Below are 17,287 nucleotides of genomic sequence, written 5' to 3'. Positions count from 1 at the left end.
GGGCGGGTTGGTCACACAGTCATCGGACAGTCCGCATCTGCGCCTCGCGAACGTCGACGCCCAGGTGCTCGCCGTGCACGCCGACCGCGACCGATCTCTTCCCCCGGAAGCGATCGCCCAATTCGAGCACGCTCTCATCACCGCGGGCGTCACTCATTCCGCGACCGTCTACCCGGGCGCCCAGCACGGCTACACGATGGCCGACACCGCGGTGTACAACCACGACGCCTCCGAGTACCACTTCGCCGAGCTACGGAAGTTGTTCGCGCACACGCTGCACCGATAGCCGAGCTGCACTGGACACCACACTGAACACCTTCCCCCGACATCGGCTATTCGGCCGCCGCAAGTGAGTCTCTCGCCACGCCCACGGGCCTCGCTTCGCGATCGGCAACTCTGTTGGCTATGTTCAGTGTGTCCAAACCCCCGGGAGAGCCTGTGTTCGTTGTCGCGCATATCAGCGACCTGCATTTCAACGGCACCCGATTCAATCGCGGCCGCATCGAATCGACGTTGAGCTATATCAACGCGCGCGCGAAAGGTATCAATGTCCTTCTGATCACCGGTGACATTGCCGACGAGGGCAGCCCCAGCGAGTACCGCGAGGCCTCACTCGTCATCGACAGCCCGCTGCCCATCCTCATCACCGAGGGCAATCACGACGAGCGCACCGCGTTCAACGCGGGCATTCTCAGGGCCGAGTCGTCGGCGCCCATCAACTCGTCCGCGCTCGTCGACGGCGTGTTGTTCATCGTGGCCGACAGTTCGATCCCTGGCCGCAACGACGGCTACATCGACGACGACACGCTGTCGTGGATGTCCGCGGAGATCACCGCGCACGGACCCGACACCCCGGTGTTCGTCGCGTTCCACCATCCGCCCGTCACGCTGGAGATGCCGTTCATGGACAGCATCCGCCAGACCGGCGAACAACGCCTCGCAGCTCTCGTCGACACGCATCCCAACATCGTCGCGTTCCTGTGCGGACACGCGCACACGCCCGCGGTCACCCGATTCGCCGACCGACCGCTGTGCGTCGCACCCGGTGTCTCCTCGACGCTGAACCTGCCCTTCGAAGGCCACGACATCGTGAACCGCGGTCAGCCGCCCGGCATCGCCTTTCACATCCTCGACGACGCCGGACGGCTGATCACACACTTTCGCTCGGTGATGTTCTAGCGACTTCGCGGTCCAGCAAACCACTCACGTGGTGGCCGACGCCTGCCAGGTGGATACCGGTCTGGCTGACCTCGTAGACCTGTGCGGTACGAATGTCGAAGTACAGTCCGATGATTCGTAGACGCGCCTCGGCCGCTGCCCGCCCGACGAGGTGATGGCGACTCAGAATCTCCACCTGCTTGGCGACATTCACCACCGCGAGTTGGTCCACATCATTGAAACCCATTCTGGCGGCTGATCTTCCAGCGGGATGACCAAGCTGCAGTGCGGTCCGACTCGGTTCGGCCTGGGCCAGCCACGAACGGATCGGCGAGCTCGACGTCGCATCCGAGGACAACTCACGTCCACGACGGTCGTCGAGCACCGCGCGCATCGCACCGCACGACGAGTGCCCGCAGACCACGACGGCACCTACTCCGACCTCGTTGATCGCGAAATCGAGTGCGGCCTCGATGGATTCGGCGCCGCCGTTGGGCCCTCCGACGATATTGCCGACGTTGCGTACCGTGAACAGGTCACCGGGACCACTCGAGGTGATGATGTTCGGCATGATCCGCGAATCGGCACAGGTGAGGAAGAAGGCGTCCGGCTGCTGATAATCGACCACATCCTGCAGGTGGCCACGCAGCACGTCGGCATGTTCGCGGTGATAGTCGGTGACGCCCGCCATGATCGATCGCAGCGATGCCGGTACGTCGGCAACAGCCTTGTCGTCGAGGGGGATTCGCTGGCTGCGCCACGGTGTCAGACCGATGATGCCGCCGGTGTGTCGGCGCGGCGGAGCCAGCGGCGCATGCTCGATTCGCGCCCGGCCACGCTCGATCACCGTCACCTCATTGCCCGTCGCCTCGCGTGCACGAACCCAATCGGAGATCATCTCCGACGCCGCGTGGTCGAGGAAGTCGACGTCGAATTCCAGTGTGACCGGGACGTTGTCGGGAACCTTGCCCAGCGCACTGTTGAGTCGCGGCATGGACAGGAAGCTCAGCGACCCCCGTACCGCGATCAGCCACTCGCCTGACTCGCCTACCGCCGACGGCCCTGCGTTGATCTCGACGCGAATGACCCGCCACAGGACCAGTGCCACAGCAAGAGCAAGGCCGATGGCCACCCCCTCGAGGAGATTGAGGAAGACGACGCTGACAACAGTCACCCCGTACACCCACAGGTCGCCGGTGCGCAGGGCGGTCTTCATATGCGCCAGCTTCACCAGTTGCATACCGATCACCACGAGAAGCCCGGCGAGCGCCGCCAACGGGATCTGTTCGACCAGCGCAGTCAGGAACACCGCGAAGACGAAAATCCACACGCCGTGCAGAACCGCGGACCACCGAGTACGCGCTCCCGCAGCGACATTCGCGGTGCTGCGCACGATCACTCCGGTGACCGGGAGTCCACCCAGGAGGCCCGATGTCATGTTCGCGCTGCCCTGCCCGATGAGTTCGCGATTGAATCTGCTGCGCGGACCGTCGTGCATCTTGTCGACGGCAACCGCGGACAGCAGGGATTCGACACTGGCGATCAACGCGACGGTGAGCACGCCGAGAACGAATCCGCCCCAATTGCCATGGGGTAGTTCAGGAAGTGAGATGGCGTCGAAGAAGTTGCCGTCGAGGCGAACCCGCTCGACGTCGAGGTTGAGTGCAGCTGCCAGCGCCGTCGCGAGTGCGATCGCGGCGAGAGGTCCGGGAATCTTGCGTGCGCGTGCGGGGAGAAACTTCCAACCCACCATCACCACGATGACGATGATTCCGATCGAGGCGTCGGCCCAGCTGATGTCGCCGATCCGCTCGGGCAGTTCGCTGATGTTGGCAAGCGCAGAACTCTTCGACTTGCCTCCGAGCAGTACGTGAATCTGTTGCAGCGCGATGGTGATTCCGATTCCGGCCAGCATCGCGTGCACCACCACCGGCGCAATGCCGAGCGCGGCGGTCGCGATCCGACTGACACCGAAGAGAATCTGCAGAATTCCCGCGCCAACGGTGATCGCACACGTCACCTTCCAGCCGAAGTTGGTGACGAGTTCGGCCACCACCACCGTCAGTCCCGCTGCGGGCCCCGAGACCTGGAGCGGGCTGCCGCCGATCAATCCCGCCACCACACCACCGACCACCGCCGCGATCAGCCCTGCCATGACGGGCGCGCCGGAGGCTACCGCGATGCCTAGCGAAAGTGGCAGCGCCACAAGGAAAACAACGAGCGATGCCGGAACGTCGTACTTCAGGACTCCGCGCCATCGATCGCGGGATTGTTGGGCCGTGTCTATCCGTCGAGAGTCCGTCGGGGTAGCTACCATGTCCCGAACGTACAGATTGAGAGTTACGTCAGGGTTGCTCGAAAGGCGAAATCCCTTGTGAGACCCCTAGACCAGGATGTGGATTGTGATTCAACTCACGTGCGAATCGAAAGTCGTTGCGCCATTCAACTTTTCGATCCGGTCTGCAGGAGCTGATCGAGAATCTTGCCACCGATCTCGGGAATCAGACCCGGGCCCGTGTCGGGAAGATTGTTCGGCAGGCCGGGCACACTCGGGATCGGCAACTGTACTTGTTTGGTGGCGGGAATCCCTGCGGCGCGAGTCGCTTCGAGTCGAATGCCCTTCTGCTGATCTTTCGTCAGTGGTGTGAGGTACTTCGCCAGATCGGTCGGCGTGGTGACAGATCCTCCTACCTTGAGTCCCACTGCGGCGAAGTCGGCTGCTGCTCGTCGAATGTGGTTGGGCGAGGTGACCAACACGACGTCGGAAATGCCCCGCGCACCAAGGATCGCAGCCGTGTTCTGTGCGTTCGACACCGTCGACACCGACTTGTCCTCCGCCGTCACCCTCGATGCCTCGACACCATTGGCGACGAGCCATTTCTTCATCGCCGACGCCTCGGTGATGCCCTTCTTCGGCACGCCGCCGGTGACGACGATCGGAAGCGACGGCGCCGCGTCGGCCTGGGCCTTGCCCGCCGTCAGCCGCTTCACCAGTTCGGGTGCCATGGCTCCGTCGGCCCCGAGCCCATAGCCGAGTACGACTATCGCCGACCGTCCCGACACCGGCGCAGGCGAGGTGGACGGGACGATCGCGGCGGCGGCGGACACACCCGCGGTGATGTTGCGGACGCTCGTCGCGAGTGTCGAATTGATCATCGAGAGTCGGCTCAGCGCCGCCTTACCGGTGGCGGCATCGTCGGCCTGATCGGACCATATCGACTGCAGCGCGAGTGAATCCGTGTCAGCGGGTGCGACAACCAGCGACTGCTTCAGGGCCTCGAGTCCGCCCGTCACGTCGCCTGACGCGAACTTCTGCTGGGCGGAGTTGTAGAGCGACGCAGGGTCGACGGCGGTCACGGTCGGCTGCACCTGGGCGTGGTGCACCACGGGCAACGAACCGACCGCACCACCCACCGCTGCCGCCGCGACGAGCGCGACGACGCCGCGTCGAACTCGCTTCACTCTGGTCACATGAGTCACTTGCGTAACTCTAAGGCTCCTCGCGCCAGGCTGGGTCTCCCTGCGATCCCAAGTCGATAACGGCGGGGGCTAACTGACCCCGTTGAGCCGGTCCACCGAAGCGAACAGGTCTCCGACGCGATAGTTGTTCACGGCAACGTAGTTGGGAATCATGTGCCGCTCGGCGCGACACTGCTCGAGCCGGTTGAACAAGAACTCCTCGCGATTGACCACTCCGGCGTCGCGAATCCTGCTGGTGAAGTTGCTCATCCAGTGATTCACCAGAAACAGTGGCGCTGTGGTCGATCCTGTGTTGCGGTCGCAGTTGAACTCGGCCGTCGTGCGGAATTCGTACGGGGTGTCCTGGGTCCACTCCTTGCCGTCGAGCAGCCAGGGCCGCTCGGTACCTCCACCGACGTTCTCGTGCAGCCAGACCAGCGTGTGGCGGGTGTCGATCATCTGGCGCAGCGTCGGCCATGGTTGGCCAAGGGTCGGCGTGTAGAGCCGGTCGTAGAGTCCCGCCTGCCGCAGCAGGGTCTCCACATCGGCGGGTGCCACCATGTCCTGCACGAAGAACGTGACCACCTCGTTGGGGTGGCGGTCCATCCACTCACGCACCTTGATCATCAGTGGCAGCCACTCCGTCGAACCCAGTTCGCACAGTTCGTGACACAGGTACGGCTTGACCGGCCCGACGGGCGTCAGATCGAGGGCGTCGCGCACCCTCAAGGCACTCTGTACGGTCTGAGCTCCATAGAGCTCCTCCGCCGCTGCCAACGCCTGTGCGCGGCTGTCCTGCGTGTTGGCGATGATCGGCGGCTTGTTCGACATCTGACCGTTCCAACTGTCGATGAGGAACACGCGGATGCCGTCGTCGAGTTGCCCCATGACGCCGGTTTCCTGTTCCGCGAGAAACCACCGATTGCCGTCAGCGGCCGACATCGAATTGTGTGTCCCGGGAAACGCCACGTCGTTGTACGGCCGGTCGCACAATTCCACGTGACCATTGCACGCGTTCGGATCATCCTTGGCGACAACGGAACTCAACGCCGGTGTCGGCTGCGGCCACGCCAGCACGCCGACTGTCGCCAGCAGTGCCGCTACGCCGACTATCGCAACGATCGGAATCGCCAACCGGCCGGCGACCTGCCGCCGATCACTGCCCTGCAGTTGCCTGTTCGCCGCACGCAGCAACTCCCCCGCTCCTGCGATGAGGGCACATGCCCCGAGCACCACGGCGACAACCGTGACGAACGTCAGCGGTCGCAGCACCGCCAGCACACCGAGTAGCACCAACACTCCACCACGCGCGGCAATGGCCGCAGGCGTCGAGGGTCGTCGTATCACCCAGGCGCGCAGGCGCTCTGCGAGTCTGTCGAGATCGTCGACCGGCGCGAGACTCGACGCCGCGCGCACGGCCAGCCCGATCAGCGCCGCTATCGCAGCGATGATCCACAGCCTGCCGTCGACCTCGCGCCAGACCGCGACTGTCACTGCACCGTCGAGGGTGTCGGTCGGGATGAAAGCGGCAATGATGGTGCAGGCGAGCAGGATTGCGGCCACGAGCGCGGCGAGCCAGATGATCGCCGCACCGAGCGTGTCGGTGACCGCGGCGACGCGCGCGGCTCGACCCTTCTCCACGGGCGGAGGTCGGATGAACGCCGCGCCGACGATCAGCAGCACGCCAAGTAGCGGCAACAGCCAGGCCAGTACCCGAACCCATCTGACGTAATCGAGGATGCCCGAGTCCCATTCGCTCGCGCCGATCGCGGAGAGCGTGACGTCCATGTTGTCGGGGAGTCGAGCAGCGACGTCGGGTGCCACCGTCCGCAGCGCGGCGACGGTGACCGCCCCGAGATCGGCGAGACGCAGCACGAACAGATTGCTGTCGCCCGTGGTGATCGATCGGTGGATCGACGCGGTGAGTCCTCTCACCGCGGGACCCGCCGCGGGACTCGACACCGCCGAGATCGACACCGATTCCACCAGCGGACGCAGTGCAACGAGCTCTGGCGACGCCGAGATGATCTTGCCGGACACGAGCAGGCCGAGTTGCCGCGCGACCGCGGGATCCTGCCGGATCGAGTCGACATGCGCGGCGAACCGCGCGCTGTTGACGGCCTCGCGGTTGACCAGACCCGCGAACAACCCGCCGAGCAGACACAGCACTCCGAGACCGAAAACGACGTGCGAGATAACCGTGCGCACTCGGGAACCTTCGACAGTCATCACATACACATAGCAGCGGGCGACACATCGTGCCGCCCGCTGCTATCGAATCGTAAAGTTGTTCCTCGCCGTCGTGGAGTGCCGACAGCGTGCTACAGCGCCTTGAGCTCCTCGATGACCTCGGCGACCGACTTCTTCGCGTCGCCGAACAGCATCGACGTCTGCTCCGCGGTGAACAGCGGATTGTCGATGCCTGCGTAACCCGAACTCATCGAACGCTTGAGAACGATGACCGATCGGGACTGGTCGACGTTGAGGATCGGCATTCCGTGAATCGGCGACGACGGGTCGTTGCGCGCCGCCGGGTTGGTCACGTCGTTGGCGCCGATGACGATGGTGACGTCGGTGCGAGTGAACTCGCCGTTGATGTCGTCCATCTCCTTCATCGAGTCGTACGGTACGTCGGCCTCGGCCAGCAGCACGTTCATATGGCCGGGCATACGACCCGCGACCGGGTGGATCGCGTACTTGACCTCGACGCCCTTGTCCTCCAACAGGTCTGCCATTTCCTTGACGGTGTGCTGCGCCTGGGCGACAGCGAGACCGTATCCCGGAACGACGACAACCTGATTGGCATAGGCCATCTGGATCGCGGCGTCGGCAGCCGAGGTGGCCTTGACCGTTCCGCCAGCACCACCGGCAACACCCGCGGCACCGGCGTCGCCTCCACCGAAGGACCCGAAGATGATGGCGGGAATGGAGCGGTTCATCGCCTTGGCCATGAGCATGGTCAGGATCGAACCCGACGCTCCGACGATCATGCCCGCGACGATCATCGCCTGATTGTTCAGCGCGAGACCCGCAGCGGCAGCGGACAATCCGGTGAGTGCGTTGAGTAACGAGATGACGACGGGCATGTCGGCGCCGCCGATGGGGAACACCACGAACAGACCCATCAGACCCGCGACGACGAGCAGGATGACGATCCAGTACCACGGGGTCGCGTTGGTCGAGCTCGCCTTCACACCGATGACCACGGCCACCGCTACGGCCACGATCGCCAGCACGACGTTGGCGACCTGGAACAGCTTGGCCGCTGCGACGAGCTTCTTCTCGAGGTTCTTGTTGAGCAGTTCCTGCAGCTTCGCGAAGGCGACCAGCGAACCCCAGAAGGAGATCGAACCGATGATCGCCGCGAAGAGCGATCCCACGATCACGGCCACGTTCGGCTCGTGCGGCACCTGGGTGAAGCCGTCGTACTCGATGTACTCGGCCCACGCGATGAGCGCGACCGTACCGCCGCCGACGCCGTTGAAGAGCGCGACCAACTGCGGCATCGCCGTCATCTTGGTCTTGAGCGCCGGCGGGATGCCCAGTGCGACACCGATCGCGAGACCGATGGCGATCAGCACCCAGTTGACTGTCGGGACACCGACGTCGCCTGCGTTGTTGTAGACGCTGAGCAGGGTCGCGACGATCGCGATGCCCATACCCGTTGCGGCGATCCAGTTTCCGCGCACAGCGGTCTTGGGACCTGTCAGTCCCATGAGTCCGTAGATGAACAGCGAGAAGGAGACGATGTAGAGAGCCGTGACGCCGTAGCCCAGGCCTTCGGAGACCTGACCCGTCGACTCGCTCGCCAGTACCGTCGAGGCGAGGATGGCGCTCACTTGGCAGACTCCTTCTTACCCTTGAACATTCCGAGCATGCGGTCGGTGACGAGGAAGCCGCCGACCACGTTGAGCGTGCCGAAGATCAGCGCGACGAACGCGATGGTGCGGGTGCCCCAATTGGCATCTGCCGGAAGCGAACCCAGCACCACCAGCGCACCGAGCACGACGATGCCGTGAATGGCGTTGGTACCGGACATGAGTGGGGTGTGCAGCGTGTTGGGCACCTTGGAGATGACCGCGAAGCCGACGAATCCCGCGAGAACGAGAATGGCGATGTTCGCCATGAGACCGGTGTACATCAGGCCTTCACCTCCGAACTGGTCGACGTCGACCCGGTCACGCATGCGGATGCGATGACCTCATCGTCGAAATCGGGTGTGATGGCGCCGTTCTCGTCGAGCATCAGCTCGATCAGCGCCTGCAGGTTCTTCGAGTAGAGCTCGCTCGCGTGCTCGGGCATCGTCGCCGGCAGGTTCAGCGGCGACGTGATGGTGACGTCGTGCTTGACGACGGTCTGTCCCGGTTCGGTCAGCTCGCAGTTACCGCCGGTTTCACCCGCGAGGTCGACGACGACGCTGCCGGGCTTCATACCCTCGACGGCAGCGGCGGTGACCAGGCGAGGTGCCGGGCGTCCCGGCACCAGTGCGGTGGTGATGACGATGTCGAAACCCTTGATCGCGTCTTCGAGCGCCTGCTGCTGCTTGGCACGCTCGTCGTCGGTGAGTTCACGGGCGTATCCGCCCTCACCCGCGGCGTCGATTCCCAGATCGAGCCACTGAGCGCCGACCGAACGGACCTGCTCGGCCACCTCGGGTCGCACGTCGTAGCCGGTGGTCCGGCCGCCGAGGCGCTTGGCGGTTGCCAGCGCCTGCAGACCCGCGACACCCACGCCGAGCACCAGCACGGTCGCGGGCTTGACGGTACCGGCCGCGGTGGTGAGCATCGGGAAGAATCGCGTCGACTTGTCGGCCGCGACGACGACCGACTTGTAGCCGCTCACGTTGGCCTGCGAGCTCAGCGCGTCCATGACCTGCGCGCGCGAGATACGCGGAATCGCCTCGACGGCGTATGCCTCTACGCCTGCTTCCTTCAGCGCACCGACCTTGGTGTCGGCATTGCGCGGTGCCAAGAAGCCGATCAGCTTCTGGCCGCGACGCAACTTGGCGATCTCGGCATCGCTCGGCGGTGACACACGAAGCACCACATCCGCCGCGTACGGATCGCCGATCGTTGCTCCCGCCTCGACGTATGCGTCGTCGGGGATCAACGCCTCCACACCGGCACCCGATTCGACGGTTACCGGCACTCCCTTACCTACCAGCGTCGCAACGACCTTCGGGACGAGCGCCACGCGACGCTCACCCTCGGCCGTTTCGCGCACGACTCCCACACTCATGTTGTCTGTTTCTTCTCTGTCTTCTTCGGCACTGGTCTTGGTCAGTACTCGATCTTGTTTTGGGTACGAGCGCACGGCGATCCGCGGGTTTACTCCTCCGGTCACAACGTATGGCGCCTCGTCGGGGCGCGTTCGTCAATGAGGTGGTCATCCGCACGCCGCGCCCGCTCGAAATTCGGTGCGACGAACATAGCATGACCTCATCAGACGCAGATCACGCCGTTGAATTGCTCACTTTTACTTGACGTTGCCGGTTGCCCACCGAACGATACGGGCGACCAAGTCGCCGACGGGGTCTTCGTGGACCGCTGCGGGCGCAGTGTCGGCGGCTGCGGGAAGCTGGTCAGGGTTTGTGCGAGCAGGGGTTGTGGGAGCAGGGTTTGTGCGAGCAGGGGGCGCCGAGGCCGACACCGCCTGATCGCCCACCTCCTGATCGCGAGGGGTCGGCGCCGCGCTGGTGTTCTGCGGCGGCTGCCACGTCTTACCCTGTGCCGCGAGGGCGTCCGGGTCGGTGACCGGTACCTGCAGTCCCAACGCGTCGTACAGAGCAACCTGGATCTCGCGCGGTGTCGGCAGCTTCTCGCCTGCATTCATCGACGCCTCACCCGGCTCCGGTACGGGGACCAGAGTGTCGAGCGCGTCGTCGAATTCTGGTGGAACGGGTATGCCCAGGCTGCGCAGAAAGATCCCCTGCGGATTGCCGCCGTCGAGGACCACGTAGGTGGTGTTGCCGACCTCCTTCGTCGAGACCACCTGATACTGGTTCACCAGGTTGCCCTTTTGTCCGTGGATCGTGGCGCCGGGCAAGAAGTAGAAAGCGGAGGCCAACGGATGCGCGAGGGGATTTCCCAAGCCGCACACCGAGTCTCCGCGCACGCAGTAGGAAATGACCCGAATGTCGCCGGTACTCGATTCGTCGCGCGGACCGTTCGTGTAGGCACCGGGGATGACGCTGGGTATGACCGTTTCGATGCCTGTGTTGGGAAATCGCGAGTCGGCGCCGACCAGCACGACGACGTTGGCATCCGGGATCGCGTCCGCGTCTCCCGCCAAGTACTTCTGGTGGAGTTGGTAGGCGACGTTCATCGCGATGGACCCGCTCTGCGAGTAGCCATTGAGAACGATGGTGCCCGATTTACCGCGATCAACCCATGCCCGCTCGGCGTCAGCGACGCCGTCGGCGGTGCCGATGTCGACCGAATCGTTGTAGGTGCCGTTGCCGGTGAGATCGAACTCCTTGTTGCCGACAACGACCCCGAAGGCCGCAGGGTATTGCACGACAGGGATTTTCGGATTGTAGGAGCCCGCGCCATGCGGTGCGTCGTAGAACCCGACGTCGACCGTGCGGCCGTATTGGTCGCCTCCCATCGGGGAACCTGCGCCGCCGATCACCGTCGAACTGATCGGTGTGAAATCGCTGGTGCCGGGGATGAGGACCACCGTCGAATCTTCTCCGAGACCCTCCGGGAGCCAGCTGGGTTTGTCCCGGATCGGCGTCGGCTCATACCAGGACGAGGGGAACTGCACGGGATTCGACGCGCTTGTCGACGCCGCGCTCGCGGTGCCGGGTGTCAGCAGCATGGCCGCAGCGCACACCGCGAGTCCAGAAGTGATGATTCTGTGCATGTGACCCCACCCTCCACGTGTGCTGCGTCGAAGGGTAGCCCCCGGCTGTCGCCTCCCGCGCGCGGCAACCCCTGGCGCATCCTGCTCAGCCGACGGTGTAGTCGCGAGAATCGAGTCCGGTCGCGCCGTCGGGAACCGGATCGGCCTCGGTCTCGGTCTGTGCCTTGCCGTTTTTGTCGATGGCGCGGCATTCGACGGTGTGCTTGCCGCTCGTCGCCTGCCAGGTGAACTTCCACTGGCGCCAGGTGTCGATGCTGTACTCGGTTGCCAGTTGCGCGTCCTGCCAGGGCCCGCGGTCGATACGAACCTGCACGGCGGAGATACCCGTGTGTTGCGCCCACGCCGTCCCGGCGATGATCACCTCGCCGGGGTTGACCGAGCCGCCCGCGGGACGATCGATGCGCGACGCGAGTTTGATCGGACCAAGCGCCGACCACCCGCGCGTGGTCCAGTACGCCTGGGCGTCGGAGAAGCGGGTGAGCTCCCAATCGGTCACCCACTTCGTCGCCGACACATACCCGTACAGGCCCGGAATCACTTGTCGCACAGGGAATCCGTGTTCGATCGGCAGCGGCTCGCCGTTCATCGCGACGGCGAGCAGCGCGTCCCGCTTGTCGGTGATCGCCGATACGGGCGTGCCCGCGGTCCAGCCGTCTGAGCTCGTCGAGAACAACATGTCGGCGCCCGGGCGCACGCCTGCCCTGTCGAGGAGAGTCTTCATCGGCACGCCGAGCCAGCGTGCATTGCCGATGAGATCGCCGCCGACCTCGTTGGACACGCAGGTCAACGTCACGACGCGTTCGGTCATGGGCATGGCGAGCAGTTCGTCCCAGGTGAGGGTGAACTCCTCGTCGACGAGGCCGTGCACCCGCAGCGTCCAGTCCGTGGTGGTCAGTTGAGGCACCTGTAGGGCGGTGTCGATGCGGTAGAACGACGCGTTGTCGGTGACGTACGTCGTCGCGCCCTGCACACCGATGTCGGCGCCCGCGGGGATCGGCGGTGCCGGTGAGGCGGGGGCGGGCAGCTTGATCCCTGCGCGATCGGCGACGGTGCGCGCGGCGTCGGCAAGGAGTTTGCGGCCGACGGCGCCGACGGCGATGGCTGCGACCGCGATTCCCGCAGCCGTCAGGACGAAGCGCCGTGGGACCCCGGACTGTTGCTCGTCGTCCTGTTGCTCGTCGTCGTAGGTGTCTTGCGTGGCGTCGAGTTGTCGTAGGAGCAGTCGCAGCACCCCGATACCGACGACCCCGGCGAGCAGCGACGGAATGATGTAGGCGCCGCTCGAACCCGACCGGTTGAGTGCCGCGACCACCCCGACCACCGCGAACACTCCGATCACGACGCAGCCGAAGGGAGGTCGACGCCGCTCCAGCACGCCCGTTGCCGCTGCGAGGACGACGATGATCAGCGCCATCCCGGTGAACAGGGCGGTCTTGTCCGACGTACCGAAGGTGCCGATCGCCCACTCACGGACCGCCTGCGGCGTGTGGTCGACGACCGTCGAGCCGACGGCGAAGAATGGCGAACTGTTCTCCGAGATCGGAACCGCACACAACTCGCCAACGGCGAGGCCCGCACCGACCGCGATCAGCCCGGCGACCGCTGCGGGGCCGTCATGAGTCGACGGTCGACGGTTGTCGTCGACGTCAGGTCTGGTGAGGGTTCGTCCCGAGGACACACTCCTTGATACCTCTCGAGCCTGAGGAGAGAGCAAACGCAGGACCCCCAATCACTAGAACACGTTCTAGTTTTTGGTCTACGCTAACCCGCATGGCTGACGGCACACGGATTCCCGACACCCTCTCCCTCGGCGCGGTGACGCAGTTCAGCGACGAGGTCGACGTCGTGGTAATCGGACTGGGCATCGCAGGCGGATGCGCCGCGGTGGAGGCGGCGTCGAACGGGGCACGCGTTCTGGTCCTCGAACGTGCTGCGGCGGCAGGCGGAACGACGGCGCTCGCGGGCGGACACTTCTACCTCGGCGGCGGTACGGCGGTCCAGAAGGCCACCGGGCACGACGATTCCGCCGAGGAGATGGAGCGGTACATCACCGCGGTCTCCAGCGATCCGGAGCCGGACAAGATCCATGCGTACTGCGTCGACAGCGTCGAGCATTTCGACTGGCTCGAGGCTCTCGGCTTCCAGTTCGAGCGCAGCTATTACCCGGAGAAGGCCGTCGTCCAGCCCGAGACGCAGGGTCTGATGTACACCGGCAACGAGAAGGTGTGGCCGTTCAACACCATGGCCGTTCCCGCCCCGCGTGGGCACAAGGTTCCGGTCCCCGGCGACACGGGCGGTGCCGCGATGATCGTCGAGTTGCTGGTGAAACGTCTCGCCGACCTCGGGGTGGAGGTGCGCTACGAAACCGGCGCGCGGCAACTCGTCGTCGACGACGGCGCTGTCGCCGGAGTCGCGTGGCACAGCCCCGGCAGCGGCGACGGGGTGATCAGGGCTAAGGGTGTGGTCATCGCCGCGGGAGGGTTCGTGATGAACTCCGACATGGTCGCCGAGAACGTACCGTGGCTCACCGAGAAGCCGTATGTCCTAGGCAATACCTACGACGACGGCCTCGGACTCCGCATGGGCGTCTCGGTGGGTGCCGAACTCAAGCACATGGATCAGGCCTTCTGCACCGCACCTGTGTATCCGCCCGCCATTCTGCTGACCGGGATCGCGGTGAACAAGAACGGCGATCGCTTTGTCGCGGAGGACTCCTACCACTCACGGACGTCGAGTTTCGTTCTCGAACAACCAGATTCGACGGCATACCTGATCGTCGACGAAGCGCACATGAAGCGGCCGCGCATGCCGCTGGTGCCGTTTGTCGACGGCTACGAGACGATCGCGGAAGCCGAACAGGCGCTTGGCATTCCGACCGGAAAACTCCAGGCGAGCCTCGATCGGTACAACGAGAACGCCGCGCGCGGAGAGGACCCGGACTTCCACAAGGCACCCGAATACCTTGCGCCGCAGGACAAGGGGCCCTGGGCGGTCTTCGACATGAGCCTCGGTAAGGCGATGTACGCGGGGTTCACACTCGGCGGCATGGCAACCTCGGTCGACGGCGAGGTGCTCGACGCCGCCGGCGCCGCGATTCCCGGACTCTACGCAGCGGGCGCGGGCGCGGCGAACATCGCGCAGGACAGCAAGGGCTACGCCAGCGGAACACAACTGGGCGAGGGTTCGTACTTCGGACGCCGCGCCGGACGCCACGCCGCCGCGCTGCCCCACCGCTGATCGAGCCACCCCACCCGCCGATCGAGCTGCAACACCGCTGATCGAGCCGTTCCCGTTGATCGAGCTTGTCGAGATCACCCGCTGATCGAGCTGCACCCCCGCTGATCGAGCCACCCCACGCCGATCGAGCTGCTTCCCGCTGATCGAGCTGCTTCCCGCTGATCGAGCTTGTCGAGATCACCCGCCGACCGAGCGGCTCCACCGCTGATCGAGCCGTTCCCGTTGATCGAGCCTGTCGAGATCACCCCACCCGCCGATCGAGCTGCACCCCCGCTGATCGAGCTTGTCGAGATCACCGCCGCGGCGTAAACCTCCGCAGGCGCAGGCTGTTCAGCACGACGAACACCGACGAGAACGCCATCGCGGCGCCCGCGATCATCGGATTGAGCAGCGCGGCCGCGGCGAGCGGAATCGCGGCGACGTTGTAGCCGAATGCCCAGAACAAGTTCTGCTTGATCGTCCGTAATGTCGCGCGCGACAACGCGATCGCGTCGAGCACCTTGTTCAGGTCACCGTCGACGACAGTCACGTCGCTGGCGGCGATCGCGACATCGGTACCGGTGCCCATCGCGATGCCGAGGTCGGCCTGCGCGAGCGCTGGTGCGTCGTTGATGCCGTCGCCGACCATCGCCACGGAGCCGCCCGACTGCTGTAGGCGTACGACCTCGGCAACCTTATCCTCCGGCCGCACATCGGAGATCACGGTGTCGATACCGACGATGTCGGCCACGTGCTGTGCGGCGCCCGCGTTGTCACCAGTCAACAGAACTGGTCGCAACCCCGCCTTCTTCATACGCGAAATCGCTTCGGCGGCAACCGGTTTCACCGTGTCCGACACCACGATGACACCGCGAGGTGTACCGTCGCGCAGCACGACGACGGGAGTGGCTCCCGCGGCCTGGGCATCGTCGATGGCACTGCGAAGCCCTTCGTCGAGTTCGACGTCGAGATGCGCAGGCCCGCTGACGGCGACGCTGCTCGTCCCGACCTTCCCCGACACACCGATGCCGTGAGCGGCGTCGAACTCGTCTACCTCTGGTACCGGAAGATCTTGTGCAGCAACGACAATGGCGCGGCCGATGGGATGTTCAGATCCCTTCTCCACCGCCGCGGCGAGGGTGGTGACCTCGTCTGCGGAGACCCCTGCTGCGGGGTGCACGGCCTCGACGCGCATCTCGCCGGTCGTCACGGTGCCGGTCTTGTCCAGCACGACGGTGTCGATGCGTCGGGTCTTCTCGAGCACCTCGGGGCCCGACAGCAGGATTCCGAGTTGCGCACCACGTCCGGTGCCGACCATCAACGCGGTCGGTGTCGCGAGTCCGAGCGCACAGGGGCACGCGATGATCAGGACCGAGACCGCCGCGGTGAACGCCGTCAGTACCGAACCGTCGACCCACCAGAAGATCAGTGCGCCAAGGGCAATGAGCATGACGGTGGGAACAAAGACGCCGGAGATCCGATCGGCGAGTCGCTGGACCTGGGCCTTACCCGCCTGCGCTGCCTCGACCATCCGGGCCATCTGCGCCAGCGCGGTATCGGAACCGACGTGGGTCGCACGAACCACGAGCCGTCCGCTCGTGTTGATCGTCGCACCGACGACGTCGTCGTCGACGGTCACCTCGACGGGCACGGATTCGCCTGTGAGCATGGACATGTCGACAGCGGAGACACCCTCGACGACCACTCCGTCGGTAGCGATCTTCTCGCCCGGACGGACGACGAACTCGTCTCCGACGGCGAGGTCTCCGATCGGGACCCGCACCTCACTGCCCGCACGTCGGATCACGACGTCCTTCGCACCGAGATCCATGAGCGCCCGAAGCGCGTCGCCCGCACGGATTTTGGCGCGTTTCTCCGCATAGCGTCCCGCGAGGATGAAGGTCGTGACGCCTGCCGCAGCCTCGAGATAGATGAACGACGCTCCCGCTCCGCGCTCGGGGAGAAGCTCGAATCCGTGTGTCATGCCCGGCATTCCGGCCATGCCGAAGAACAGGGCGTACAGCGACCATCCGAATGCGGCGAGAGTGCCCATCGACACCAGCGTGTCCATGGTCGCAGTGCCGTGCCGCAGGTTGCGCCACGCGGCGAGGTGGAACGGATAGCCGCCCCAAACGATCACGGGCGCAGCAAGAGTCAGCGACAGCCACTGCCAGTTGGTGAACTGCCATGCGGGCACCATCGCGAGGACGATGACCGGTATCGACAACAACGCCGAGATGATGAGTCGCTGACGCAACCCCCGCAGCTCGACGGCAGCGGGACTCGAATCGATCGCAGAAGCCTCGGCTCCGTCGTCCAATCCTGAATCAGACGACCCGCCAACAGCTTTCGGACGCACCGGCGTCGCAGTGTATCCGGCATCCTTCACCGTGGCGACGAGGGTGTCGACGTCGGCTGTGCCGTCGACCGTCGCCCTCTCGGTCGCGAAGTTCACCGTGGCGTGGACGCCGTCGAGTTTGTTGAGCTTGCGCTCGATGCGATTCGCGCACGACGCACACGTCATGCCGGTGATGTCGAGGTCGACGACGGTGGCCGGCCCCTCACCGTGCGTCGTGTACGTCGTGGACAT

The 17,287-nt window shown here is 65.1% G+C and carries 12 protein-coding genes; 3 read left to right on the top strand and 9 right to left on the bottom strand.

Translation table 11 applies throughout. The features are described from left to right. Both A5766_RS20205 and A5766_RS20200 read left to right on the top strand, forming a co-directional pair. Positions 1-286, top strand: a 286-nt coding sequence (locus A5766_RS20205; protein WP_156527534.1) for a dienelactone hydrolase family protein, incomplete at its 5' end; no start/stop codon positions are given. 152 nt (positions 287-438) lie between these two features. Further along, a complete protein-coding gene (locus tag A5766_RS20200) occupies positions 439-1,179 on the top strand; it encodes a metallophosphoesterase (protein ID WP_039854718.1) in 741 nt (246 codons plus the stop codon). On the opposite strand, the gene A5766_RS20195 is transcribed toward A5766_RS20200, so the two are convergent. The 8 genes from A5766_RS20195 to A5766_RS20160 all read right to left on the bottom strand — a co-directional run bounded on the left by A5766_RS20195 (position 1,151) and on the right by A5766_RS20160 (position 13,159). Next, entirely contained in the window at positions 1,151-3,475 is a 2,325-nt protein-coding gene (locus tag A5766_RS20195) for a SulP family inorganic anion transporter (RefSeq protein ID WP_082965587.1), read from the bottom strand. The genes A5766_RS20200 and A5766_RS20195 overlap by 29 nt on opposite strands. A gap of 125 nt (positions 3,476-3,600) precedes the next feature. Next, positions 3,601-4,638 (bottom strand): YdcF family protein, encoded by a 1,038-nt coding sequence (locus A5766_RS20190; protein WP_005203200.1) that lies wholly within the window; start codon positions 4,636-4,638, stop codon positions 3,601-3,603. A 69-nt stretch (positions 4,639-4,707) separates the two neighbouring features. Beyond that, positions 4,708-6,846, bottom strand: a complete 2,139-nt coding sequence (locus A5766_RS20185; RefSeq protein ID WP_039854683.1) for a hypothetical protein — start codon at positions 6,844-6,846, stop codon at positions 4,708-4,710. A 92-nt stretch (positions 6,847-6,938) separates the two neighbouring features. After that, entirely contained in the window at positions 6,939-8,456 is a 1,518-nt protein-coding gene (locus A5766_RS20180) for an NAD(P)(+) transhydrogenase (Re/Si-specific) subunit beta (protein WP_005203202.1), read from the bottom strand. Then, the gene (locus A5766_RS20175) at positions 8,453-8,758 is read right to left on the bottom strand and encodes an NAD(P) transhydrogenase subunit alpha (protein ID WP_005203203.1); all 306 of its coding nucleotides are present in this window, start codon (positions 8,756-8,758) and stop codon (positions 8,453-8,455) included. Before A5766_RS20175 ends, A5766_RS20180 begins: the two co-directional genes overlap by 4 nt. Continuing rightward, on the bottom strand, positions 8,758-9,855 hold the full coding sequence (locus A5766_RS20170; RefSeq protein WP_005203205.1) for a Re/Si-specific NAD(P)(+) transhydrogenase subunit alpha: 1,098 nt from the start codon (positions 9,853-9,855) through the stop codon (positions 8,758-8,760). Before A5766_RS20170 ends, A5766_RS20175 begins: the two co-directional genes overlap by 1 nt. 237 nt (positions 9,856-10,092) lie before the next feature. Beyond that, entirely contained in the window at positions 10,093-11,481 is a 1,389-nt protein-coding gene (locus A5766_RS25180; RefSeq protein ID WP_005203207.1) for a PE-PPE domain-containing protein, read from the bottom strand. Between the two features lie 85 nt (positions 11,482-11,566). Then, positions 11,567-13,159, bottom strand: coding sequence for a molybdopterin-dependent oxidoreductase (locus A5766_RS20160; RefSeq protein ID WP_005203209.1), 1,593 nt, complete (start codon positions 13,157-13,159; stop codon positions 11,567-11,569). A 92-nt stretch (positions 13,160-13,251) separates the two neighbouring features. Here A5766_RS20160 and A5766_RS20155 point away from each other — a divergent pair, with 92 nt between their 5' ends. Continuing rightward, a complete protein-coding gene (locus A5766_RS20155; RefSeq protein ID WP_005203210.1) occupies positions 13,252-14,718 on the top strand; it encodes an FAD-binding protein in 1,467 nt (488 codons plus the stop codon). Positions 14,719-15,010: 292 nt separating this feature from the next. On the opposite strand, the gene A5766_RS20150 is transcribed toward A5766_RS20155, so the two are convergent. Next, complete coding sequence (locus tag A5766_RS20150) at positions 15,011-17,287, bottom strand: heavy metal translocating P-type ATPase (RefSeq protein WP_064906150.1); 2,277 nt, start codon at positions 17,285-17,287, stop codon at positions 15,011-15,013.

Source organism: Gordonia sp. 852002-51296_SCH5728562-b, assembly GCF_001665475.1.
GTDB classification, from domain to species: domain Bacteria; phylum Actinomycetota; class Actinomycetes; order Mycobacteriales; family Mycobacteriaceae; genus Gordonia; species Gordonia sputi.
Note: the sequence above shows the minus strand (reverse complement) of the source record. Positions and strands in the feature narration are given on the sequence as shown.